At 66.1% G+C, this 23,862-nt stretch carries 21 protein-coding genes; 8 read left to right on the forward strand and 13 right to left on the reverse strand.

Annotated features, from left to right (window positions below; translation table 11 throughout):
• Positions 1–27: 27 nt before the first annotated feature.
• Genes G9C89_RS15575 through fdhF form a run of 6 tightly spaced genes read right to left on the reverse strand, consistent with a single transcriptional unit; the run spans position 28 to position 7,737 of the window.
• A complete protein-coding gene (locus tag G9C89_RS15575) occupies positions 28–1,002 on the reverse strand; it encodes an alpha-ketoacid dehydrogenase subunit beta (protein ID WP_172149588.1) in 975 nt (324 codons plus the stop codon).
• Positions 999–2,009 (reverse strand): pyruvate dehydrogenase (acetyl-transferring) E1 component subunit alpha, encoded by a 1,011-nt coding sequence (pdhA, locus tag G9C89_RS15580; protein ID WP_172149590.1) that lies wholly within the window; start codon positions 2,007–2,009, stop codon positions 999–1,001. Before pdhA ends, G9C89_RS15575 begins: the two co-directional genes overlap by 4 nt.
• The gene (gene acsA, locus G9C89_RS15585) at positions 2,006–3,769 is read right to left on the reverse strand and encodes an acetate--CoA ligase (protein WP_172149592.1); all 1,764 of its coding nucleotides are present in this window, start codon (positions 3,767–3,769) and stop codon (positions 2,006–2,008) included. Before acsA ends, pdhA begins: the two co-directional genes overlap by 4 nt.
• A 32-nt stretch (positions 3,770–3,801) precedes the next feature.
• Positions 3,802–4,641, reverse strand: coding sequence for an FAD/NAD(P)-binding protein (locus tag G9C89_RS15590; RefSeq protein WP_172149594.1), 840 nt, complete (start codon positions 4,639–4,641; stop codon positions 3,802–3,804).
• On the reverse strand, positions 4,638–5,657 hold the full coding sequence (locus G9C89_RS15595) for a 4Fe-4S dicluster domain-containing protein (protein ID WP_172149596.1): 1,020 nt from the start codon (positions 5,655–5,657) through the stop codon (positions 4,638–4,640). Before G9C89_RS15595 ends, G9C89_RS15590 begins: the two co-directional genes overlap by 4 nt.
• Entirely contained in the window at positions 5,644–7,737 is a 2,094-nt protein-coding gene (gene fdhF / locus G9C89_RS15600) for a formate dehydrogenase subunit alpha (RefSeq protein WP_172149598.1), read from the reverse strand. The genes G9C89_RS15595 and fdhF overlap by 14 nt, the downstream gene beginning before the upstream one ends.
• 192 nt (positions 7,738–7,929) lie before the next feature.
• On the opposite strand from fdhF, the gene G9C89_RS15605 reads away from it, so the two are divergent.
• Entirely contained in the window at positions 7,930–8,472 is a 543-nt protein-coding gene (locus G9C89_RS15605) for an Hsp20/alpha crystallin family protein (RefSeq protein ID WP_172149600.1), read from the forward strand.
• Positions 8,473–8,737: 265 nt separating this feature from the next.
• On the opposite strand, the gene G9C89_RS15610 is transcribed toward G9C89_RS15605, so the two are convergent.
• Positions 8,738–9,637 carry a universal stress protein gene (locus G9C89_RS15610; protein ID WP_172149602.1) on the reverse strand — a complete coding sequence of 300 codons (900 nt, stop codon included), beginning with the start codon at positions 9,635–9,637 and terminating at the stop codon, positions 8,738–8,740.
• Positions 9,638–9,852: 215 nt separating this feature from the next.
• Between G9C89_RS15610 and G9C89_RS15615 the strand changes: the two genes are divergently transcribed.
• Genes G9C89_RS15615 through pncA form a run of 4 tightly spaced genes read left to right on the forward strand, consistent with a single transcriptional unit; the run spans position 9,853 to position 14,576 of the window.
• Positions 9,853–11,889, forward strand: coding sequence for an NAD(+) synthase (locus tag G9C89_RS15615; RefSeq protein ID WP_172149604.1), 2,037 nt, complete (start codon positions 9,853–9,855; stop codon positions 11,887–11,889).
• The gene (locus tag G9C89_RS15620) at positions 11,886–12,923 is read left to right on the forward strand and encodes a phosphotransferase (protein ID WP_172149606.1); all 1,038 of its coding nucleotides are present in this window, start codon (positions 11,886–11,888) and stop codon (positions 12,921–12,923) included. The genes G9C89_RS15615 and G9C89_RS15620 overlap by 4 nt, the downstream gene beginning before the upstream one ends.
• A 29-nt stretch (positions 12,924–12,952) precedes the next feature.
• A complete protein-coding gene (locus G9C89_RS15625; protein WP_172149608.1) occupies positions 12,953–13,924 on the forward strand; it encodes a ribose-phosphate diphosphokinase in 972 nt (323 codons plus the stop codon).
• A 19-nt stretch (positions 13,925–13,943) separates the two neighbouring features.
• Positions 13,944–14,576 carry a bifunctional nicotinamidase/pyrazinamidase gene (gene pncA, locus G9C89_RS15630; protein WP_172149610.1) on the forward strand — a complete coding sequence of 211 codons (633 nt, stop codon included), beginning with the start codon at positions 13,944–13,946 and terminating at the stop codon, positions 14,574–14,576.
• A gap of 239 nt (positions 14,577–14,815) precedes the next feature.
• On the opposite strand, the gene G9C89_RS15635 is transcribed toward pncA, so the two are convergent.
• Positions 14,816–16,177 (reverse strand): nicotinate phosphoribosyltransferase, encoded by a 1,362-nt coding sequence (locus G9C89_RS15635; RefSeq protein WP_172149612.1) that lies wholly within the window; start codon positions 16,175–16,177, stop codon positions 14,816–14,818.
• 132 nt (positions 16,178–16,309) lie between these two features.
• On the opposite strand from G9C89_RS15635, the gene G9C89_RS15640 reads away from it, so the two are divergent.
• Positions 16,310–17,434, forward strand: a complete 1,125-nt coding sequence (locus G9C89_RS15640) for a CapA family protein (protein ID WP_172149614.1) — start codon at positions 16,310–16,312, stop codon at positions 17,432–17,434.
• On the opposite strand, the gene groL is transcribed toward G9C89_RS15640, so the two are convergent.
• Positions 17,435–19,051 carry a chaperonin GroEL gene (groL, locus tag G9C89_RS15645; RefSeq protein ID WP_172149616.1) on the reverse strand — a complete coding sequence of 539 codons (1,617 nt, stop codon included), beginning with the start codon at positions 19,049–19,051 and terminating at the stop codon, positions 17,435–17,437.
• A gap of 35 nt (positions 19,052–19,086) precedes the next feature.
• Positions 19,087–20,259 (reverse strand): cyclopropane fatty acyl phospholipid synthase, encoded by a 1,173-nt coding sequence (gene cfa / locus G9C89_RS15650; protein ID WP_172149618.1) that lies wholly within the window; start codon positions 20,257–20,259, stop codon positions 19,087–19,089.
• A 268-nt stretch (positions 20,260–20,527) separates the two neighbouring features.
• On the opposite strand from cfa, the gene fnr reads away from it, so the two are divergent.
• Positions 20,528–21,283, forward strand: coding sequence for a fumarate/nitrate reduction transcriptional regulator Fnr (gene fnr, locus G9C89_RS15655; protein ID WP_256674211.1), 756 nt, complete (start codon positions 20,528–20,530; stop codon positions 21,281–21,283).
• Here fnr and G9C89_RS15660 read toward each other — a convergent pair.
• From G9C89_RS15660 to G9C89_RS15670, 3 genes are all read right to left on the reverse strand, one after another.
• A complete protein-coding gene (locus tag G9C89_RS15660; protein ID WP_172149621.1) occupies positions 21,272–21,946 on the reverse strand; it encodes a dienelactone hydrolase family protein in 675 nt (224 codons plus the stop codon). The two genes, fnr and G9C89_RS15660, sit on opposite strands and share 12 nt — an antisense overlap.
• Positions 21,947–21,975: 29 nt before the next feature.
• Positions 21,976–22,668 (reverse strand): phosphoribosyltransferase, encoded by a 693-nt coding sequence (locus G9C89_RS15665; RefSeq protein WP_172149623.1) that lies wholly within the window; start codon positions 22,666–22,668, stop codon positions 21,976–21,978.
• A 115-nt stretch (positions 22,669–22,783) separates the two neighbouring features.
• Positions 22,784–23,002 carry a hypothetical protein gene (locus G9C89_RS15670; protein ID WP_172149625.1) on the reverse strand — a complete coding sequence of 73 codons (219 nt, stop codon included), beginning with the start codon at positions 23,000–23,002 and terminating at the stop codon, positions 22,784–22,786.
• Between the two features lie 305 nt (positions 23,003–23,307).
• Between G9C89_RS15670 and G9C89_RS15675 the strand changes: the two genes are divergently transcribed.
• A complete protein-coding gene (locus G9C89_RS15675) occupies positions 23,308–23,841 on the forward strand; it encodes an iron transporter (RefSeq protein WP_172149627.1) in 534 nt (177 codons plus the stop codon).
• Positions 23,842–23,862 lie beyond the last annotated feature (21 nt).

Consider the following 23,862-nt stretch of genomic DNA (forward strand, 5'->3'; position numbering starts at 1 on the left):
GAACTCCTACAAACCTTTGCCGGCTGGTTAGCCGCACAACTCATGGGCCGCCGCGACTATCGCCGGCACCTGTGGCAGCGCGGCTTGTTCCAGGTGTCTGGCGTAGGGGATCGGCACCTCGGCGCTGCACACCCGCATCGGCGCCGCGTCCAGCTCGTAGAACGCCTGCTCGACGATCCGCGCGATGATCTCGGCGGCCAGGCTGCCGCTGCGCCAGCCTTCGTCGACCACCAGCACGCGGCGGGTCTTGCGCAGCGAGGCGAGAATGGTCGCGTCGTCCAGCGGGCGCAGCACGCGCAGGTCGATGACCTCGGCGGCGATGCCCTCCCCGGCCAGTTGCTCGGCAGCCGCCAGGGCCTTGCCGAGGGTGCCGCCATAGGCGATCAAGGTCAGGTCGCTGCCCTCGCGGCGCATCCGCGCCGAGCTGATGTCCACCGGCTCGGCCTGATCCAGCTCGCCTTCGAGGTTGTAGAGCTGGGCATGCTCGAAGATCAGCACCGGATCGGGGTCCTGCAACGCCGGCCAGAGCATGCCGCGGGCGTCCTCGAGAGTCGCCGGGGCGAGGATCTTCAGGCCGGGGATATGCGTGTACCAGCCCTCCAGGCTGTGCGAGTGCTGGGCCGCCAGCTGGCGCCCGGCGCCGGTGGCCATGCGCAGCACCAGCGGCACCGAGAACTGGCCGCCGGACATATGGCGCAGGGTCGCGGCGGTGTTGATGATCGGGTCGAGGGCGAGCAAGCTGAAATTCACCGTCATCACCTCGACGATCGGCCGCATGCCGCCCAGCGCCGCACCGATGCCGGCGCCGACGAAGCCCAGCTCGGACAAGGGCGTGTCGCGGATACGTTCCTCGCCGAACTCCTCGAGCAAACCCTTGGACACGGCATAGGTACCGCCATAGCGGCCAACGTCCTCGCCCATCAGAAACACCCGCGGATCGCGCTGCAACGCCTCGCGCAGGGCTTCGCGCAACGCCTCGCGGTAGCTCGTGCGCGGGCTCATGGCGCAGCCTCCGGGTTCGCCGGCGGCTCGGACGCCGGCGTGTAGACATCGCGGCACAGGTCTTCCAGCGGCTCCGGGCTGCCGGCCTCGGCATAGGCCACCGCGGCCTCCACCTCCTGCTCCACCTCGGCGGCCAGGGCCAGAAAACCCTGCTCGTCCAGCAAGCCCTCGGCCTTGAGGCGCGCGCTGTAGTTATGGAGCGGCCCACGCGCCTTCCACTGCTCGACTTCGGCCTTGTCGCGGTACAGCTCGGGGTCGAACATCGAGTGGGCGCGGAAGCGGTAGGTCTGGTATTCGAGAAAATACGGCCCCAGCCCCGCGCGTACCTGCTCGACCGCCGCGCAGGTGGCCTGGTGCACGGCAACCACGTCCATGCCGTCCACCGCCCGGGTGGCGATCTTGTAGGCGCCGGCCTTGGCGCACAGGTCGGTCTGCGACTGCGAGCGCGCCAGGGCGGTGCCCATGGCGTAGAGGTTGTTCTCGCAGCAGAACAGCACCGGCAGTTGCCAGAGCACGGCCAGGTTGAGCGCCTCATGGAAGGCGCCTTCGGCCATCGCGCCTTCGCCGAAGAAGCAGGCGGCGAGCCGGCTGCCGCCCTGCATGCGTTCGGCCAGGGCCAGGCCGACTGCCAGCGGCAGGCCGCCGGCGACTATGGCGTTGCCGCCGAAGAAGCGCGTCCGGGCGTCGAACAGGTGCATCGAGCCGCCGCGCCCGCGCGAGCAGCCTTCGCGCTTGCCGTACATCTCGGCCATGATCGCGGTCATCGGCACGCCCTGGATCAGCGCATGGCCGTGCTCGCGGTAGGTGGCGAGCACCGCATCGTCGGGCGCCAGGGCATGCAGGGCGCCGACCGCCACCGCCTCCTCGCCGATATACAGGTGCAGAAAACCGCGGATCTTGCCGGCGCCATACAGTTCGGCGGCGCGTTCCTCGAGGCGGCGGATGCGCAGCATGTCGCGCAGCAGCACCAGGGCGAACTCGCGCGGATACGGCACGGGCACGCTCATGTCGGATTCTCCAGGGTCGAGGTATCGCCCTCGGGCAGGCCCAGCTCGCGGGCCTTGAGCAGGCGGCGCATGAGCTTGCCGCTGCGGGTGTGCGGCAGGCTCGGCAGGAACGCCAGCGCCTTGGGCGCCACTGCGGCGCCGAGACGCTTGCGCGCATGGCCGAGCAATTCGTCGTGCAAGGTTTCGCTGGCGGCGAAGCCGCTCTTCAGCGAAACGAAGGCCTTGACCAGCTCGCCGAGCAACGCATCGGGAATGCCGATCACCGCCGCCTCGGCCACGGCCGGGTGTTCCATCAGGGCACTCTCCACCTCGAACGGGCCGATCAGGTGCCCCGCCGACTTGATCACGTCATCGTCGCGGCCGACGAACCAGTAGTAGCCGTCGGCATCGCGGCGGGCCAGGTCGCCGCTCAGGTACCAGTCGCCGACAAAGCAGCGGCGGTAGCGTTCTTCCTGGCCCAGGTAGGTGCGAAACAGCGCCGGCCAGGGTTGCTTCAACGCCAGTTCGCCGACCTGCTCGTCCGCCAGCAGTTGCAGGCTGCCGTCCTCGCCGCGGGTGACGATGGCCGCCTCGACGCCTGGCAGCGGCTTGCCCATGGAACCGGGCTTGATCGGCATGGCCAGGGTGTTGGCGATCATGATGCCGCCGGTCTCGGTCTGCCACCAATTGTCGTGGATGGGCCGGCCGAGCACCTCCTTGCCCCACCACACGGCCTCCGGGTTGAGCGGCTCGCCGACACTGGCGATAAAGCGCAGCTGGGCGAAATTATGCCGTCGGGCCAGCTCCGGGCCGGCCTTCATCAGCATGCGAATGGCCGTGGGCGCGGTGTACCAGACGCTGACCTTCTCTCTTTCGAGGATGCCGTACCAGCGCTCGGCATCGAATTCGCCGCTGTCGACCACGCTGGTCACGCCCAGCAGCAAAGGCGCGAGAATGCCGTAGGAGGTGCCGGTGACCCAGCCGGGATCGGCGCTGCACCAGTAGATGTCATCGGGGTGCAGGTCGAGGGCGTACTTGCCGCTGACATAGTGGGTCAGCACCGCGCCGTGCACGTGCAGGGCGCCCTTGGGCGTGCCGGTGGTGCCGCTGGTGAAGTGCAGCAAGGCCGGGCTGTCGGCAGTGGTCGGGGCAATGCTGAAGTCTTCCGCCGCCTGGGCCAGCAGCTTGTGCAGGCTCAGGGTGCCCTCCGGCGGGGTACTGGTGGCGCCGTTTGCGTCGTACAGCAGCACATGCTCGAGCGCCGGCAGCCGCTCGCGGATGCCGGCAATCTTGCGCCGATAGAGGCTCTCGCTGGTCAGCAACACGCTGCCCTCGCCCAGGCGCAGGCGGGTTTCCAGCGGTTCGGGGCCGAAGGCGCAGAACAGCGGTGACACCACGCAGCCGTTCTTCAAGCCGCCAAGCACCCCCAGGTAGAGCTCCAGGCCGCGCTCGCAGAGCACGAACAGGCGCGCCCCGGCGCCGATGCCGAGTCCCTGCAGGACATTGGCGAAACGGTTGCTCAGGCTGCTCAACTGTGCATAGGTGATCGAACAATGGCCGCCATTGCGATCGAGGATGCGCAGCGCGACATGGCGCCTGAGCCGGCCCTGGGCATGCCGGTCGACGGCCTCGTAGGCCAGATTCAGGCCGCCATCGGGCAGGCCGGCCAATTCCTCGGCCTCAGCCTGCCAGGAAAAGGCCGCGCGGGCCTCGGGACTGTCCTCCCAGTTGGGCTTGACCCGCAGTTCCGCTGCGGTTTTTTCGATGATGGCCGCGCGCATAGACTTCTCCCTGAGTTCACTGCTCTGACGACTCAACAGAGCCGCTGATTCTGGGAAATGAATGTTCGATAACCGCCGGCCTGCAATTGCAGGTAGCGGTCATAACGGTAGGTCGGGCCGTCCTTGCAGACGTAACTGGTGCCCAGGTAGCAATGCCCGCACAGGCCGTCGGCGCAGTGCATGCGCCGCTCCAGCGAGAGCCAGATCTTGTCGGCGGCGAGGCCGCGCTGCAGGCACGCCTCGGCGGTCGCCAGCATCAGCGCCTCGGGGCCGCAGCAGAGCACCGCTTCAGGCGGTTCATCGGCAAACAGTTCGTCGAAGTGATCCAGCGGCGAGCCCTGGCGCTGGAGGGGTTTGGCCTCGTCGCAGGTTTCGATGAAACGCAAGGTCTGCCGCCAGCGCGTGCGCTCGCGCCCCAGTACCTGGGCGGCGCTGTTGCGCGCGCCATAGATGACGCTCAAGTGCACCGGCAGGCGGTGCCGGCTGGCTTCGTCGATCACCCCGGCCAACGGCACCAGGCCGCAGCCCCCCGCCACCACCAGCACCTGGCGCGCGCAGAAGAACAGCGGCCAGCCCTTGCCGAAGGGGCCGCGATAACCCAGCACGGCGCCCGTTGGTTGCTCGAACAGGGCCTGGGTGAGCGCGCCCATGCGCCGCACCAGGGCGTTGAAGCGGCCCTGCTGGTCGGGCAGGCTGAGGTAGGTGAACGGCGCCTCGCCGAAGCCTGGCACCGCGAGCATGAAGAATTGCCCGGGAATCACCGCCAGGTCGCTGGCCAAGGGCTTGTCGATGCGCAGGCTGAAGTGGCGCGCCTCTTCACCGTCCGCGTAGTGGTCGAGCAACAGCAGTTTGCGTGGAGTCAGATCGATCATGCTTGCGCCACCCTCTGCATTACCCCATGCACGCCTATGCCGCCCGGGCAGACGCGGTCACAGCGCCCGCAACCGACACAGCCATAGGCCTCGAATTGTGCCTTGAAGCCATCGCCGAACTTGTGCGACCAGAAGCGCTGCACCCGCTGCCCCGAGGTGGCGCTGGGGTTGTGGCCACTCGCCTCCTGCTGGAAGCCCTGGTACAGGCAGGAGTCCCAGACCCGCTCGCGCTGCATGCTGTCCGCCGCGCCGAGGCGGTCCAGCGGGGCGTAGCAGGAACAGGTCGGGCACACCGTCGTGCAACCGGAGCAGCCCAGGCAGCGCAGCCCCAGCGCCTCCCAGGTATCGGCGGCGATCCGTCCGGCGTTGAGGGACTCGATGCCTTCGACTATGGCCTGCTGCGGCCCCTGCTCAGCCGCCACGCGTGCCTGGTTGGCGCTGCGCTCGGCTTGCCAGTCATCGGCGGCCGCGGGCAAGCGCAGGCCGCGCAAGGCGGCGTGGCCGGCCTCACTGGCGACCAGCAGCAGCCAGTCGGCCGCGGCATCCTGGCGCGGCAACAGGATCAGATCGGCGGTCTGCTCGCGTACCGCCGGGCCGCTGCCGACGATGCTGCAGAAACCGCCGGCGCAACTGTGCAGGCAGTCGACGCCCACCAGCAGGGTGGCACGCCGACGCGCCTGGTAATGCGGGTCCGCGGCGAAGAAGCGATCCTGGTAGGCCACGGCCTGCAGGTCACAGGCATGCAGGCCGAACAACACCTGGGGGACGACTTGCGGCAGTGCCGAGTAGAACTGTCCACCGTCGAAGCGGAACAGCAACTCGCGTTCGGCGAAGAAAAAACTCTTGGCGGAAAATGGCGGTGGCTCGGCCGAGGGCTCGAAGGTGCCGAAATCCTGGGCGCTGACCACTTGCCAGTGGTGCCCGCCCTGGCCATCGGCGCGCACTTCATACAGCCGGTGTTCGAGCGCCAGATGCGCACGCAGACGTTCCGGCTGATCCAGGCTATAGGCTTGCATGCTCGACCTCGCGGCTACCGGCCTGGACGCTGGGCGCCTGGCCGGGCGGCAGTGGCTCGACCCGCACCGCGCAGGCTTTCAGCTCGGGCATTTTGCTGATCGGATCCTGGGCATCGTTGGTCAGGCGGTTACAGGGTGCTTCATGGAAGTGATAGGGCATGGCCAGGGTGCCCGCAGGCACGTCATCGGTGAGCTGCACGCGGGTTTCCAGATAACCGCGGCGCGAACTCACCCGCACCCCCTGGTGATTGTGCAGCCCCAGGGTCACCGCGTCGGCCGGGTGCATGAACAGCAGCCCGGCCGGGATCTCGCGTTCGAGCAGCGGCGACTTGCGGGTCATCGAGCCGCCACCGTAGTGAAAGTGCAGGCGGTGGGTGGTAAAGGCAAACGGATACTCGGCGTCTGGGCATTCGTCCGGCGCCACCTGGGTCACCGGCAACAGGCGCCCGCGCCCCAGGGGGAACGTCTGCTCGTGGAGAATCGCCGTACCCTGCGGATGCGCGGCATCACAGGGCCATTGCAGGCCATGCTGGGCGTCCAGGGCCGGGTAGCCGATCGCGGAATAAATTGGGGTCAACGCCGCCATCTCGGCGAAGACCTCCTCGGCATCGACCCAGGCCATGCCCGGATAACCCATGCGCAGGGCCAGTTCAGCCAGTATTTGCCAATCGCAGCGGGCCAGTCCTGGCGCGGCGATGGCCTGGCGGATGCGCTGCACGCGGCGTTCGCAGTTGGTGAAGGTGCCGTCCTTCTCGGCGAACGCGGCGGCCGGCAACAGCACATCGGCGCACTTGGCCGTCTCGGTCAGGCTGAGTTCGATCACCACCAGGAAATCCAGGGCCGCGAAGGCGCGGGCCACCTGGTTCTGATCCGGATCGGTCAGCAGCGGGTCCTCGCCCATGATCAGCAGCGCGCGCAGCTCGCCCGCCTGCGCCGCCTTGAGCATGCCCTGCGAGGTCAGACCGGGCGCCTGCGCCAGTTCGGTGGCCCAGGCCGCGGCGAACTTGGCCTGCACCGCCGGGTCGGCGACCTCCTGGTAGCCGGGGTAGACGTTCGGCAGGCAGCCCATGTCGCAGGCGCCCTGCACATTGTTCTGCCCGCGCAGCGGATTGATGCCGGTGCCGGGACGGCCGATCTGTCCGCAGACCAGGGCCAGGTTGGAGACCGCGATGACGTTGTTGGTGCCGCTCTGGAACTGGGTGATGCCCATGCCATAGGCGGTAAACGCCGCCTTGGCGTGGCTGTAGAGAAAGGCCAGGCGTTGCAGGTCGGCCAGCGCCACGCCGGTGGCCGCGCTGGTCTGCTCCGGGGTCAGCCCGGCCAGGTGCTGACGCAGTGGCTGGATGTCCTCGCAACGGCTCTCGAGGAAGGCGCGGTTCTCCCAGCCATTGTCGAGAATGATCTGCAGCAGGCCGTTGAGCAGCGCGATATTGCTGCCCAGCCGCACTTGCAGGTGGATGTCCGCCAGGCGGGCCAGCCGCGTCTTGCGCGGATCGATCACCACCAGGGTGGCGCCACGGGCCTGGGCGCGCAGCATGCGCGCGCCGATCATCGCGTGGTTCTCGGTGACATCGGCGCCGATCACCAGGATCAGGTCGGCCACATCGATATCGGCAATGCTGTTGGTCATCGCCCCGGAACCCAGGGTGCGCGCCAAGCCGGCCACCGAGGGGCTGTGACAGATGCGTGCGCAGTGATCGATGTTGTGGGTCTTGAGCACCGCGCGGGCGAATTTCTGCGCGGCGTAGTTATCCTCGTTGCCGGCGCGGGCGCAACTGATCACGCCGACGCCGCCCGGCCCCTGCTGATCCAGCGCGGCGCGGAATTCCTCGGCGACCCGTCCCAGCGCCTCGTCCCAACTGGCGGGCCGGAAGCGCCCATGCTCCTTGAGCATCGGCTGGGTCAAGCGTTTATGCGGGTCTATGGCGAAGCTGGTAGCCCAGCCCTTGGAGCAGAGTTGGCCCTGGCTGACCGGGTGGCGGGGTTGTGGTTCGACGCCGATCACGCGGCCATCTTCGACGCGCAGACCAAGGCCGCAGCCCACCCCGCAGAACGTGCAAATGCTCGGTACCACGCGCATGCCGATCCCCTCGCCGACTACCTTGAATCAGGCTAGGCCGCAGAGCGTGCCGCGCGCTTGATCAAGATCAACGAATCTGGATGCAGTGCCCGCAAGCAATGGAATCGCTTTGATCAAGATCAAAGTTGCCGCCCGTAGACGCTTGCAGAATCGATCTGTCCAGTCCCGGACAATCTGCCTGGAGGAATGAAAATGCCCAGCTCCGCAAAGAAAATGCCGGTAAAAACCGAAGATGCGTCGAGTAAACGCGCGGCGTTGGCGACGCCCTGGCACCCGTTGGCCAATCTGCGCGAGCAGATCGATCATCTGTTCGAGGACTTTTCCCGCAGCCCGTTGCCGATGCCCTTCGGCCGGCGAATGTTCGACGTCGAGCCGTTCTTCCGGCGCGAGCTGATGGGCCGCGGCATCCCCGCCGTGGATATCGCCGAGAAGGAAAAGAGCTTCGAAATCACCGCCGAATTGCCCGGCATGGACGAGAAGAACATCGAGATCAAACTGTCCAACGGCAACCTGGTAATCAAGGGCGAGAAGAAGGAGGAAACCGAGGAGAAGAAGAAGGACTACTACCTCTCCGAACGCCACTACGGCTCATTCGAGCGCATCTTCAACCTGCCCAAGGGCGTCGATGCCGACAAGATCGAGGCCAGCTTCAGCAAAGGCGTGCTGACCATCAGCATGCCGAAGAAGCCCGAGGCGATCAAACCGGAAAAACACATCGACATCAAAGTCCGCTGAGTGCAGTAAATCACCGAGGCCCCTGACGGCAACGCGCAGGGGCTTCCTTTTGGGCGCTACCGCCCGAGCACTGAGCCGTAGGTAGTATGGCGTTGAGCGCAGCGATACCCATCACAACGAAATCAACCCGCCGGGACATGGGGCATTTGCAGGCGATCACGCTACGCGGTAATAGGTTGATCGCCGAGCCGATGGGTATCGCTACGGTCAAGCCTACGCGGCCCGCCACATCCTACAAGAGCCGAGGCTCACCAATGCAGCTGCGTTATACCCTGACCGCCAGGATGCTGCACGGCACTTGGTAGAGGATATGTTCGGTGGTGCTGCCGATCAGCTTGTCCAGGCCCTTGCGCTGGACGGTGCCCATCACGATCACATCGGTCTGGTTCAGCCTGGTGAAGTCGGCGATGGCGCTGATTGGCGAGCCGATAATGAAATGGCGGCGCTCGGCCGGTACGCCGTAATCGTCGGCCAGCGCGTTGAACCCGACTTGCAGTTTGCTGCGCAATTCCGCCACCAGGTCGCCGCCGCTGGACACGCTGCCCGCCACCGCGTTGGTCAGATAGGCCAGGGTCGGGTCGTAGGTATGCAACAGATGCAACTCAGCATCGCACTGCAGGGCCAGGCCATTGGCCGCTTCGATGATGCGTTGGTTGAGGCCGCTTTCCTGGGCTTCCGCGCGCGACGGGTCGACTGCCGCGACCACGCGGCGCGGCAATGGATTGCCGAGGGTACTGACCAGGTGCACCGGTATCGGCGATTCGCGCAGCAGGTGCCAGTCCAGCGGAGTGATGAATGCCCGCTTGAGCGCCGGCTCGTGCTGCAGATCCTTGATCAGCAGGTCCGCCTGGATTTCCGCCGCGTGGCGGAGAATTTCCTCCAGCGGATGGTTGGTCCAGACCGCTTCGGTGGTGACCTTGAGGCCTTTGCTGCGCAGCAGCTCGGCCTCGTCCTTGAGCCATTCGCGATATTCCTGCAGATAACTCTCGCGGGTTTTCTCCTGGACGCTCTTGTCCAGCAGCGAGAGGGTCGCAAATGGCTCGACGAAGGCGGCGATATGCAGCGCGGCACCACTGGCGGTGGCCAGAGCGGCGGCGCGTTGCAGCCCCGGCGAATGGCGCATGTCCCGGTCGGCGATGAGAAACAGGCGTTGATATTGACTCATGGGACACCTCCGTGAGGCTGGCTCTGTGCGTTGCCGCGGGCACGGGTTAGCGCAGCCAGCGAATGCCTTACACGCTGCGCCGCGGGCCTGGCATTCGTGTTGATTTACATCAAGCCGATGCGCCGCCGCTGGGCGCATCCTGCGTGCATGCTGGTTATGCAATGGCAGAACGGTTTGGTTGCTGGCTGGCTTTCGCGGATTCGGGGACATGACCGATGCCTCTCGCTCGAACGCCCTACGCTCACGGATTTTTCCGCGTCGCCGCCTGCACCCCCGGGGTCGCGCCGGCGGATCCGCGCGGCAACCTCGCCGCCACCCTGGAGCTGGCCTGCGCCGCCGACCGGCAACGGGCCGGCCTGGCGGTGTTCCCGGAACTGGGCTTGTCGGGCTATTCCAACGATGACCTGTTCTTCCAGGACGCCCTGCTCGATGAAGTCGAGCAGGTACTCCATGATCTGTGCCGCGCCAGCCTCGAACTGCTGCCGATCCTGCTGGTCGGCGCGCCGCTACGGGCGCAGGGCGCCCTGTTCAACTGCGCACTGGCGATCCACCGCGGACGGATTCTCTGCGCGGTGCCCAAGACCTATCGGCCGAACTACCGCGAGTTCTACGAGAAGCGCCACTTCGCCTCGGCCAGCGATGTCATCCAGCCGACGCTGCAGTTCGCCGGGCAGGAGCTGCCCTTCGGCAGCGACATCCTCCTCGAGGTGCCGCAGGTGCAGGGGCTGCTGCACATGGAGGTCTGCGAGGATCTCTGGGTGCCGCTGCCGCCGAGCAGCTACGCGGCGCTGGCCGGCGCCACGCTGCTGGCCAACCTGTCGGCGAGCAACGCCACCATCGGCAAGGCCGACTACCGCCGCCTGCTCGGCGCCGCCCAGTCCGGCCGCTGCATCGCCGCCTACGTCTACAGCGCCGCCGGCTTCGGCGAATCGACCACCGACCTGGCCTGGGACGGCCACGCGATGATTCACGAGAACGGCGAGCTGCTGGCCGAGAGCCAGCGCTTCTCCCCTGCCCCGGGGCTGATCGTCGCCGATATCGATCTCGACCGGCTGCGCCAGGACCGCGCCCGCACCACCAGCTTCAGCGATTGCGCCAGCCAGCACCGCGCGCAACTCGCGAGCTGGCGCCGGGTCGGCGTGGACTTCACGGTGCCGCACGAACCGCTGGCGCTGCAGCGCCGCATCGCGCGCTTCCCCTTCGTCCCGAGCGACCCGGCCAGCCTCGATGCGCGCTGCGCCGAGGTCTACGCGATCCAGCAGCAGGGCCTGGCCAAGCGCCTCCAGGCCAGCGGCATCCAGCGCGCGGTGCTCGGCATCTCCGGCGGCGTCGATTCGGCCCAGGCGGCGCTGGTCACCGCCGGCGCCTTCGACCTGCTCGGCCTGCCGCGCCAGCAGATCCTCGGCTACAGCCTGCCCGGCCTGGCCACCGGCGAACACACGCGCAAGAGCGCCCTGGCGCTGATGAACAGCCTCGGCTTCAGCGCCGCGGAAATCGACATCCGCCCCTCCTGCCTGCAGATGCTGCGCGATATCGGTCACCCCTATGCGCGCGGCGAGGCGCTCTACGACGTCACCTTCGAGAACGTCCAGGCCGGCGAACGCAGCTCGCACCTGTTCCGCCTGGCCAACCAGCAGCAGGGCCTGGTGGTCGGCACCAGCGACCTCTCGGAGCTGGCGCTGGGCTACACCACCTACGGGGTGGGCGACCAGATGGCCCATTACGCGGTGAACGCCTTGCTGCCGAAAACCCTGATCCGTCACCTGCTGCACTGGCAACTGGCGCTCCAGCCGGAGGCGGTCGGCCAGGTGCTGCGGACCATCCTGGCCACGCCGGTCTCCCCAGAGCTGGTGCCGGCCGATGCGCAGCACGGGCTGCAGCGCGCCGAGGACACGGTGGGCCCCTACCCGCTGCAGGACTTCTTCCTCTATTACCTGAGCCGCTTCGGTTACCGGCCGAGCAAGGTCGCCTATCTGGCCGAGCAGGCCTGGGCCGATGCACGGCGCGGCGACTGGCCGGCCACCCTGCCCGCCGCCGAACGCGTCGCCTATTCGCCGGAGCAGATCCTCGACTGGCTGGAGGTGTTCCTCCGGCGCTTCTTCGCCAGCAGCCAGTTCAAACGCTCGGCCCTGCCCAACGGACCCAAGGTCGGCTCGGGCGGCTCGCTGTCGCCCCGCGCCGACTGGCGTGCACCCAGCGATGCCAGCGCACGGGTGTGGCTGGACGAACTGGCAGCGGTGAGGCGACCATGAACGTTCAGCAGGAAGTCATCGCTTTTCTCTCTCGTCCCGAGAGCTACGGCGCGCCCGGTAACCTGGTGGAGCTGATCGAGACCCATGGCTCGCTGATCTTTCTGCACGGCCAGCGCGCCTACAAACTCAAGCGCGCCATCGCCTACGCCGCCCTCGACTTTCTCAGCCTGGACAGCCGCGAACGTGCCTGTCAGGCCGAGTTGCGCCTCAACCGGCGCACCGCACCGGAGCTCTACCTGGAAGTGCGTTCGATCAACCGCGCCGCCGACGGCAGCCTGAGCTTCAATGGCGGCGGCCAGGTGCTCGACTGGGTGGTGGTGATGCAACGCTTTGCCCAGGACGCGCTGTTCGAGCGCATGGCGCTGGACGGGCGCTTGACCCTGGACCTGATGGACCGCCTGGGCGCGGAGATCGCCCGCTTCCATGCCGGCGCCGAACTGACCCAGGCCTTCGGCGGCGCGGCCGGGATCCGCCTGGCCATCGAGGACAATCATCGCGAGCTGAGCCACTACCTGGCACTGCTCGATGCGGTCGCCGTGCATGCCCTGCACCATGCCTCACGGGCCGCCCTCGACGAACTGGAAGGACTGCTGGAACAACGCCGTCGCGAAGGCCGGGTGCGGCGCTGCCACGGCGACCTGCGCCTGGCCAATATCTGCCTGTACGAGGGCCGCCCGACCCTCTTCGACGGCATCGAATTCAGCGAGCAGATCGCCTGCATCGACGTGCTCTACGACCTCGCGTTCGTGCTTATGGATCTGCGCCAGCATGGCCTTGCCGGACATGCCGACAGGCTGTTGCACAGCTATCTGGAACACAGCGCCCTGGCCGAGGACTGCCGGCCGTTGCCGCTGTTTCTCTCGCTGCGTGCGGCCACCCGCTGTTTCACCCTGGCCTGCAGCGCCATGCGCCTGCCCGAGGCGCAGACGCGGGCGGCCAAAGCCGAGCAGGCGCAGGCGCTGCTCCAGCAGGCCAAGGCCTATCTGCGCGGCGACGGTCAACCCTTGACGTGCCGCCCACAGGGGCAATGCTGAAGTTAGATGACCTTGAGGAGCACACGGCCATGGCTAGAGAGTCTCCCCTGCTGTTCGCCCTGCACGGCAGCCAGGAATATGCCGCCCGCGTGGCCCGGCGCCTCGGTTGCCCGCTGGCGGCCCATGAAGAGCGGCCATTCGAGGATGGCGAGCACAAGAGCCGGCCCCTGCAGGCGGTCGACGGCCGCCGGGTGGTGGTGTTCCACTCGCTCTACGGCGATGCCGAGCATAGCGTCAACGACAAGCTCTGCCGCCTGCTGTTCTTCTGCGGCGCGTTGAAGGACGCCGGCGCCCGCCAGGTGCAGGTGGTCGCGCCCTACCTCTGTTATGCGCGCAAGGAGCGCCGCACCCAGCCCCAGGATCCGATCATCAGCCGCTATGTCGCCAGCCTGCTCGAGGCCTGTGGCGTAGACCGCTTGCTGGCCCTGGAGGTGCATAACGACGCCGCCTTCGACAACGCCTTCCGTATCCCCACCCAGCACCTGCAGGGCGCCGAGCTGTTCGCCGAGTACTTCGCCGAACGCCTGGGCGCCGACGAGGAGGTGGTGGCGGTGTCCCCCGATGCCGGCGGAGCCAAGCGCGCCGAACAGTTCCGCCAGGCCCTGCAACGCCGCAGCGGCCGGCCGGTGGGCAGCGCCTACATGGAGAAATACCGCAGCAACGATGTAGTCACCGGCGCCCTGCTGGTCGGCGAGGTTCGCGGCAAGACCACGGTCATCGTCGATGACCTGATCAGTACCGGTGGCACCCTGCTGCGCGCCGCCGAGGCCTGCCAGGTCGCCGGCGCCAGGCGGATCTTCGCCGCCGCGGTGCACGGGCTGTTCACCGGCGGCAGCGCGCTGCTCGACAGTCCCCTGCTGGAAGCCATCGTCATCTGTGACAGCGTGCCGCCGTTTCGCCTGGATCCCGGACTGGCGGCCCGGCGGCTGCAGATCATCGACAGCAGCGCGGCGCTGGCGGCCATCCTGGCCGAGCAATACGGCCTGAAGATCACGGCCTGAATCTTAGGGAGGAAGCGCGATGACAAGCCGACTCAATCCCGGCGCCCAGGATCTGCTGCTGGTGGTCGATGTACAGAACGACTTCTGTGCCGGCGGCGCCCTGGCCGTCCCTGGGGGCGACGAGGTGGTGGCCAAGGTCAATCGCCTCGCCGCCGCCTTCGCCCATGTGCTGTTGACCCAGGACTGGCACCCGCCGGGTCACAGCAGCTTCGCCAGCCAGCATCCGGGCCATCGCCCGTTCGACACCATCCAGCTGCCCTACGGCGCCCAGACCCTGTGGCCCGACCACTGCGTGCAGGGCAGCCACGGCGCCGAGCTGCACCCCGAACTGGCCATCGCCCATGCCGAATTGATCCTGCGCAAGGGCTACCGGACCGAGGTCGACTCCTACTCGGCGTTCTACGAGAACGACCGCCGCACCCCCACCGGCCTGGCCGGCTACCTGCGCGAACGCGGGCTACGACGCCTGTTCCTCGCCGGCCTGGCGACCGACTATTGCGTGCACTACTCGGCGCTCGACGGCCGCCGTGAAGGCTTCGAGGTCGTGGTGCTGCTGGATGCCTGCCGCGGCCTGGACACCAATGGTTCGCTGGACAAGGCGCTGAGGGCGATGCGCGCGGCCGGGGTGGAGATTCGCGTGGACGCGGCGTGAACGCCTCCCGGCCGGCCTCATCAAACAAGAAATAACTAATTGTTTTATATATAGAAATTCAATCTGCACAAAGACCTGTAGGAGCGGGCCAAGCCCGCGAAACACATCGCGGGCATGGCCCGCTCCTACAGGTACCCACAAGCCGATAGACGCAATTGCCCCCAGTTTGCTGCGCGACAGCGCGGCGCCTGGACGACGGGGGATCTCCTACAAAAAGCGTCATGACCCATAGAATCAGGTCAAGGCATCCCACTCAGGCGATCGGCGCTATCGGCCAGCGCGCGCAGGGCCGGGGCGACCTCTACCGGATAGTCCGCCGCCGGCTCCAGGCTGCGCAGCGCCAGCGGCAGGCGCTCGAGTTGTTGGCGGGTGTAGGCGCGCACCTGGGCCAACGGCGGCGATGGCTGCAGGCGCCGGCCCTGGCGCATCACCGGCTGGATCAGCGGCAAGCCTTCGGCCGCATCGTCCTCCAGGGTCAGGGTGTCGCCGCAGCAGCGGCCCTCGCTGTCGTAACGCCGGTACACCTGTTTGCGCCCGGGCCAGGTGGCCTTGCCCTCGGAGCGTTTGCGCCGCGGGGTGCCGGCGTATTCCTGCAGCTTGTAGGCACAGTCCAGCGCCGGCACATCGCTCGAGGTGCCCAGGTGGGTGCCGACGCCGAAGCCGTCGATAGGCGCACCTGCCTGCCGCAGGCGCTGGATCAGGTACTCGTCGACATTACCGCTGGCGAAGATGGTGACGGCGCTCAGGCCACCCCGGTCGAGGATCGCGCGGACCTTGCGCGCATGCGCACCGAGGTCGCCGCTGTCGAGGCGCACGCCCTGGATGCGAATGCCGGCGGCGGCCAGGCGTGGCGCCAGCTCGACCACCTTGTGCGCCGCGGCTTCGGTGTCGTAGGTGTCGATCAGCAGCACCACGCTGCCCGGTAGGCTGTGGGCGAAATGCTCGAAGGCCGCGACTTCGTCGCCGTGCGCCTGGATAAACGAGTGGGCCATGGTCCCGGCCAGCGGGATGCCGAATTGCACGCCCGCGAGCACCGTGGCGCTGGCATCGAAGCCGGCCAGGTAGCTGGCCCTGGCCGCATAGACGCCGGCCTCGGCGCCGTGGCTGCGGCGCAGGCCGAAATCCACCAGGCGCTTGTCCGGCGCGGCCAGCACCACGCGCGCGGCCTTGCTGGCGATCAGGCTCTGGAAATGCAGCAGGTTGATCAGACGCGTCTCCACCAGCTGCGCCTGTGGCAGCGGCGCGGTAATGCGCAGGATCGGCTCATTGGCGAAGAACGGCGTGCCTTCGGCCATCGCATGCACATCGCCGCTGAAGCGCAACCGGGCCAGATAGTCGAGGAAGGCCGGCTTGAATAGCCCCTGCCCGCCCAGCCAATCCAGTTCGGCCTGGCTGAAACGCAGTTGCTCGAGGTAATCCAACGCCTGTTCCAGGCCGGCGGCCAGGTAGAAGTTACGAGCGGCCGGCAACTTGCGGGCGAAGAATTCGAACACCGCAGTCTCGAGCATGTCGCGCTCGAAATAGGCCTGCAGCATGGTCAACTGATAGAGATCGGTGAGCAGTGCCCCGGGGCTGGCGAGGCGTGGTAGTTCGCGCGACATGACTGGTCTCCCTTGCAAAGGGCGGATGTCTGCACTGTGCCACCCGCTCACATGGCTGCAGCCTGATCCAGATCAAGACCCAGCGATGCGCTCGGCTTTAGCGTGCAAGACATATCGGAACCGGAGGTCCGTATGCCTGGCAATCCTACTGCGGCGCGACTGTTTCTCACGGGCGACCTGATGTGCGCCCGGGGCATCGACCAGATCCTGCCCCACCCCGGCGACTCGCGCCTGTATGAAGCTTACGTCAAGGATGCCGGCGACTATGTGCGCCTGGCCGAACGGCGCAACGGCGCGATCGCCCAGCCGGTGGATTTCGCCTATGTCTGGGGCATGGTGCTGGAGGCGCTCAGGCAACGCCGCCCGGACGTGCGCCTGGTCAACCTGGAAACCGCCGTGACCGGCCATGGCTGGCCGCTGCCCAAAGGCATCAACTACCGGATGAATCCGGCCAATCTGCCGGTACTCGAAGTGGCCGGGATCGACTGCTGCGTGCTGGCCAACAACCATGTGCTGGACTGGGGCGAAGCCGGTCTGACCGAGACCCTGGCCAGCCTCGATGGCCATGGCCTGCGGCATGCCGGCGCCGGCCTGGACCGTGCCAGCGCCCAGGCCCCGGCGATAGTGCCACTGGCCGACGACGGGCGCCTGCTGGTGTTCGCCTACGCCACCGGCGACTGCGGGGTACCGCCGGATTGGGCGGCCAGCGAGCAGCGCCCCGGGGTCGCGCGCCTCGACGACCTGTCAGCGCGCAGCGTGCAGCGCATCGCCCAGCACATTCGGGCGTTCAAGCAGCCCGGCGACCGGGTGCTGGTTTCGCTGCACTGGGGCGGCAACTGGGGGTTTGCCGTGGCGCCGGAGCAGCAGCGCTTTGCCCATGGGCTGATCGACGAGGCCGGCGTGGACCTGGTGCATGGTCACTCCTCGCACCACATCAAGGGCCTGGAAGTCTACCGCCAGCGCCTGATCATCTATGGCTGTGGCGACCTGCTGAATGACTACGAAGGCATCGATGGGCATGCGGCCTACCGCGGCGAGCTGGGCCTGCTGTATTTTGCCGATCTGGCCTACGACGGTCGCCTGGCTGCGTTGGAGCTGGTGCCCACCCGCCAGCGCCAGCTGAGCATCCACCGGGCCAAAGGCGCGGATCGCCAATGGTTGCAGGACACCCTGCAACGCGAGTCGGCGCAATTTTCCTGCACGGTTCGCCCCACCAGCGAGGGCAGCTTCGCGCTGGTCTGGCCCGCCTCATGCTGATCAGGTCGGAAATGGCGGCTCCGTGGGGCTTTCCTTCTCCGGGATTTCGGTCAGGGTGGCTTCGGTCAACAGCAGCACACTGGCCACGGATACCGCGTTTTCCAGGGCCACCCGCACCACCTTGGTCGGATCGATGATGCCGGCCTGGTACATGTCGACGTAGCTGTTGGTCGCGGCGTCGAAGCCGACATTGGCCTTTTCCGCGAGCATCCGCGCCACCACCACGCCGGCATCCACCGCCGAGTTTTCGGCGATGATCCGCGCCGGCGCTTCCAGGGCGCGGCGCAGGATCTGCAGGCCGGTGCGCTCGTCGCCCTCCCTTTTCGCTTCCTCGGCGGCGAGCAGCGGCACCGCCCGCAATAACGCCAGGCCGCCGCCGGGCACTATGCCTTCGGCAATCGCCGCCTTGGTCGCCGAGATGGCGTCGTCGAGGGCGTCCTTGCGGGTTTTCATCTCCGCCTCGGTGGGCGCGCCGACGCGGATCACCGCCACCCCGCCGGAGAGTTTGGCCAGGCGCTCCTGGAGTTTCTCCTTGTCGTAATCGCTGCTGGCCAGCTCGATCTGCTTGCGGATCTGTTGCAGGCGCCGCTCGATCGCCTCGCGTTCGCCGGCCCCACCGATCAGGGTGGTGCTCTCCTTGTCGACCACCACCCGCCGGGCGCGGCCGAGCTGGCTCAGTTCGACCTGTTCGAGGCGAATCCCCAGTTCGCTGGAAATCACCAGGCCGCCGGTGAGGACGGCGATGTCCTGGAGCATCTCCTTGCGCCGGTCGCCGAACCCCGGCGCCTTGACCGCCACGGCGCGGAGGATGCCGCGGATCTGGTTGACGATTAGGGTCGCCAGCGCCTCGCCTTCGATGTCCTCGGCGATGAAGGCCAGCGGTCGGCCGCTCTTGGCGATCTGCTCGAGTAGCGGGATCAGGTCCTTGAGCAGGCCGATCTTCTGGTCGCAGAGCAGCAGGTAGGGTTCTTCCAGTTCCACCTGCATCTTGTCGGTGTCGGTGATGAAGTACGGCGAGACATAACCGCGGTCGAAGCGCATGCCCTCGACCACCTCCACCACGGTCTCGGTGGTCTTCGACTCCTCGACGCTGATCACCCCTTCGCTGCCGACCTTCTCCAGGGCATCGGCAACCAGTTCGCCGATCGCGCCGTCGTTATGCGCAGAGATGGTCGCCACCTGGGCCTTCTCCTTGCGCGTGCGCACCGGTTTGGACTGGCCCCGCAGCGAATCGATCACCACCTGCAGGCCACGATCCAGGCCGCGTTTGATATCGATGGCGCTGGCGCCGGCGACCACATTGCGCACGCCGTCGGCGAAGATCGCATGGGCCAGCACCGTCGAGGTGCTGGTGCCGTCGCCCACCGCCTCGCCAGTGCGCTCGGCGGCCTGGCGCAGCATCTGCACGCCGAGGTTCTCTTCGGGATCCTCCAGACTCACCTGCTTGGCAATGGTCACGCCATCGTTGCAGACCTGCGGCGTGCCCCACTTTTTCTGGATCAGCACCGATTTGGATTTCGGCCCGAGGGTCACCCGGATCGCATCCGCCAACTGGGTCGCCCCCCGCAGCACCTTCTCTCGGGCGCTGCCGCGGAACAGGATTTTCGTATGGGCCATGCAATTGTCCTCAGAGTTTGAGCTTGAGCAAGCCATCAACGCAGCGAGCGATAGCCGTCTGCCACGCCGCCCTTGGACAATACGATCTGCCAGAGCTGGATGTTGCGCGCGCGGAAGGCGCCGGCGCAGGTCAGCAGGTAATAGCGCCACATGCGGTAGAAGCGCTGATCGTAGTGCGGTGCCAGTTGGGGCCAGTGCCGCTCGAAATTGGCATACCAGGCCATCAGGGTGAGGTCGTAGTCGGCGCCAAAATTATGCCAGTCCTCCATCACCCAGTCGGGTTCGATGGCCTTGCCGATCTGCGCGATCGACGGCAGGCCGCCATTGGGGAAGATATGCCGGTCGATCCAGGCATCGCTGTGCAGGCCACTCTGGTTGGCGCCGATGCTGTGCAGCAGGAACAGGCCCTTGTCGCGCAGACAGCGCTGCACGACCTGCATGTAGGTGCGGTAGTTCTTCCAGCCGACGTGCTCGAACATGCCAAGCGAGACGATGTGGTCGAAGCTCTCCTGCAGGTCACGGTAATCCTGCAGGCGGATCTCCACGGGCAAGCCGCTGCAGCGTACCCGGGCCAACGCGGCCTGCTCGCGGGAAATGGTGATGCCAACCACCTCGGCCCCGTAGTTGCGCGCGGCGAATTCGGCGAAACTACCCCAGCCACAACCGATATCCAGCACCCGGTCGCCAGACTGCAGGCCGATCTTGCGGCAGACCAGATCGAGTTTGTTGGCCTGCGCCTGCTCGAGATCGGCGGCGTTGCGCCAATAGCCGCAGGTATAGGTCATGCGTGAATCGAGCATGCACTGGTAGAGCAGGTTGCCCAGGTCATAGTGCTGCTCGCCGACCATGAAGGCGCGCGCCTTCGACTGCAAATTGGCCAGCAGGCCGCGCAGCAGTTGCCAGGTTTCGTACCAGCTGACGCGGATCTGCGCTTCGAGATTGGCGCGTAATGCCCGGTGGATGAATTCGTCGAGTTGTTCGCACTCCCACCAGCCATCCATATAGGCCTCGCCGAGCCCCAGGCTGCCCTGGGACAGAATGCGCGGGTAGGCACGCGGGTCGAGCACCTGCATATCCCAGGGCTGGTTGCCATTGAGGACGATTCCGGCGCGGTCCAGCAAGCTTTCGACCTTGTCCCTGGCCTGAAGACTCTCGCCAGCTGACAGCGCAATCTCATCCGGGTGCAGCGGCAGCTTGCTCTGAACCATGACTCATCCTCACGACGTGCGCTCGGCAATCAACCCCTTGCATCGCTGAAACCATAGTTGCAGCGGCAATGCTCAAAACCAGCATGGCGCGGACAGCATCAATACGACCATCAGTCCGGCCTGCGACCTTTGGTCTGATTTCAGCAGAGAGCCCTCCCTTCTTCTAAGATAAGATAGTCAAAGAGTCGACAAAACACCCACATAAGCTAATTAGAAATCGTTAGATATTGATCTGTAACATATTTTATAGAAATAAAGGATCAGTACCATGTTAGCCAACGGTCATCAGGGCACCTTTACCCCGTCAAGCAAGATTCGGATGAATTGTCATGACTGCACCTTGAACCACCTGTGTCTGCCAGGCTGCTTGCAGCATAGTGAAGTTGACCTGCTGGAAAACATCGTCAAACGCAATCGTCCGCTGCACAAAGGCGATCATCTTTTTCGTGCCGGCGAACCCATGCAGCAGGTCTATGCGCTGCGCTCGGGCGCATTGAAAACCTACCTGCTGGACCAAGATGGTAACGAGCAGATCACCGGTTTCACTCTGCCGGGCGAGCTGGTCGGCCTGGATGCCTTTGGCAACAGCAGTTTCCCCAGCTTTGCCGTGGCCCTGGAAACATCCCTGGTGTGCACCATTCCGCTGGCCGATCTGGAAGAGTTGGCGGGGCATATCCCCAGCCTGAGAAAGCAGCTGCTGGTTACCCTGAGCCGCGAGCTGCATGAAGAGCAGCAGCATTACAGCCACAACCGCGAAAGCGCCGAACAGCGCCTGGCCTTGTTCCTGCTCAACCTCTCGGCTCGCTATAGCCGGCGCAGCCTGTCGGCGACCAGTTTTATCCTGTCGATGAGTCGAGGCGAAATCGGCAATTATCTGGGCCTGACCACCGAGACGGTCAGCCGGCTGTTCAGCCGTTTCCGCCAGCAGGGTCTGCTGGAAATCAAGGGTCGCGAGTTACACCTCATGCATCCCACGTCGCTGAACCGGCTAAATAGCATCGAGGTTCAGCAACTAGCTGTCTGAACTCGCGCCATCGTGCAGGTGGCGACAGAACCATTCGCCGGCTAGCAATGCCACTTGCTCCAGTGCGTCCGGCTCCTCGAACAGGTGCGTAGCCCCGGGCACCACGGCCAATTGCTGCTCGCAGTGCAATTGCTGACTGGCCTCACGGTTCAAACGCAACACCTGCGGATCCGCGCCACCAACGATTTGCAGGGTTGGGGCCGTCACCTGGGCCAGCGCTGCACCGGCCAGATCGCTGCGCCCACCACGGCTGACCACGGCATGCACCGTCTGCGGGCGCTGCGCCGCGGCGATCAGCGCCGCCGCCGCGCCCGTGCTGGCGCCGAACAGACCGATGCGCAGGGCGCCGAGTTCGGCGTTGCCAGCAAGCCAGTCGAGCACCCCAACCAGGCGCTGGCTGAGGCGCGGGATATCGAAGCGGTACTCGGCGCTGAGGCGATCCACGCGCTCTTCTGGCGCGGTCAGCAAGTCGAACAACAGGGTCGCCAGGCCCAGCTCGTTGAAATAACGCGCCACCTGCAAGTTGCGTGGACTGAGGCGACTGCTGCCGCTGCCATGGGCAAACACCACCAGGCCGATGGCGTCATCCGGCAGCAGCAGATCGGCGGCCAACTCGGCATCGCTCACTGGCAGGCTCAAGGTTCGCGACGCTATGCTGCGCATGGGTTAGGCCTCCTCATCGCCGTAATCGCTCACGGCTGTTGGTCTTGCTCGTCCTGCTCGCGCTGCCAGGCCTGGCGCAACAGCGCCTGTACCTGCTGATCCGAGGTCTGGGAAAAATCCTCATACCAACGACCGATGGCGATGAACATCTCGGGGGTGAACGGGCAGATGACTTCATCGACTTGCCAGCGCAGCAGCGCCACGCTGTCGGGCGGCGCCACCGGTACGGCGACCACGATCCGCGCGGGCGACTGCTGGCGTACCGCCTTGATCGCCGCCTGCATGGTGGCGCCAGTGGCCAGGCCATCGTCGACCAGGATCACCTGCTGGCCGTCCAGCACAGGCAGCGGACGCTCGCCGCGGTAGGCGCGGTCGCGGCGCTGCAACTCCAGGCTTTCCTGCGCGGCCACGGCGTCGACGGTGGCGCCATCGATATGCAGCGATGCCAGCACATCGCGGTTCAGCACCCGCACGCCACCACTGGCGATGGCGCCCATGGCCAGCTCGGAATGGCCGGGCACGCCGAGCTTGCGCACCAGCATCAGGTCGAGACGCACCTGCAGCGCGCTGGCGATCTCGTAGGCCACCGGCACACCACCGCGGGGCAAGGCCAGCACGATCACGTCGGGTCGCTGGCGATAAGCCGTCAACAAGCGCGCCAGCGCCTGACCTGCGCTGCTTCTGTCACGGATGGGGATCTGCAGAACATCGTTTCGAGTCATTGCCATGCTCCAGCTTGCGAGCCTGACTTAACCATGCACCAGACTTTCTGCGGTGTTTTTGATCTCGATTAGGAGTTTGCGCGATAGCGGGTCCTGGCAGGTGATAGATGGCGTCTCAGGAATTGAGGTGGCTGTCGATCAACTCGCTGAGGGCCTGGTTGATCGCCGTCGAGTTGATCGTCAATAACTGCAGTTGCGCTTGCACGCCCTGCGCCACCTCTGTCGAGCCACGCTGCTCGATCCACTTGGCCAACTGCCAGACGGCTTCTCCCAGTGCTACCTGGTTCTGATGCAGACGAGCCAGGGTCGCGGCCGTGAGTTGTTTGTGGTGCATATCCAGTTCCTGTTTCGATGGCGCCCATCCATGCGCGATCCAGGTTTGACAGCTGCGCAGGCCAGGCCTGCCAGGAGCAAGCTGCAGGCTTGGATCCGCGGTGAAGAGACGGCCGGTTTGACAGGCCGCCAGGGTCCAGCAACTGCCGGCCAATCGCCATACCTCTTCGTTGGTAGTGCGCACAACGCTGATCTGGCTCAATTATTTCGCCAACCAAACCGAATCTTGATGCAAATCATTATTGTTTAAGTCGTAATTCCCTAAGCTAGCTCCCAATCCAAGCCAACGCTCAGAGGAAATCGTCGATGCGCGCACAACTGCCCTTTTCACTCGCCCTACTGCTGGTCGCCACATTCACCCAGGCCAAGGAATACCCGATTGGCGAACCCCAGCAATGCGGCGGCCTGGAAGTCGGTGCCGTGTACCTGCAACCGATCGAGATGGACCCGCCGGGCATGATGCGCCCCGCCGCCGACTCCGATGTGCACCTGGAAGCCGACATCAGCGCGCTGGAAAACAACCCCAACGGCTTCCAGGAAGGCAGCTTCGTGCCCTACCTGAACATCGCCTTCGTGCTGCGCAAGGAAGGCAGCGACGAGGAACTCAAGGGCGATTTCCACGCCATGGTCGCCAACGACGGCCCGCACTACGGCGACAACCTCAAGCTGATGGGCCCGGGCAAGTACCATCTGACCTACAGCATCCTGCCACCCGCCGGTGGCCACGCCATGTTCGGCCGCCATACCGACAAGGAAACCGGCGTCGCCCCCTGGTTCGAGCGCTGCGACCTCAGCTACGAATTCACCTACGCCGGCATCGGCAAGAAAGGCGGTTACTGATCGCAACGGGCGCGGCCTGCC

The sequence above is a fragment of the Pseudomonas tumuqii genome (assembly GCF_013184545.1).
GTDB classification, from domain to species: Bacteria; Pseudomonadota; Gammaproteobacteria; order Pseudomonadales; family Pseudomonadaceae; genus Aquipseudomonas; species Aquipseudomonas tumuqii.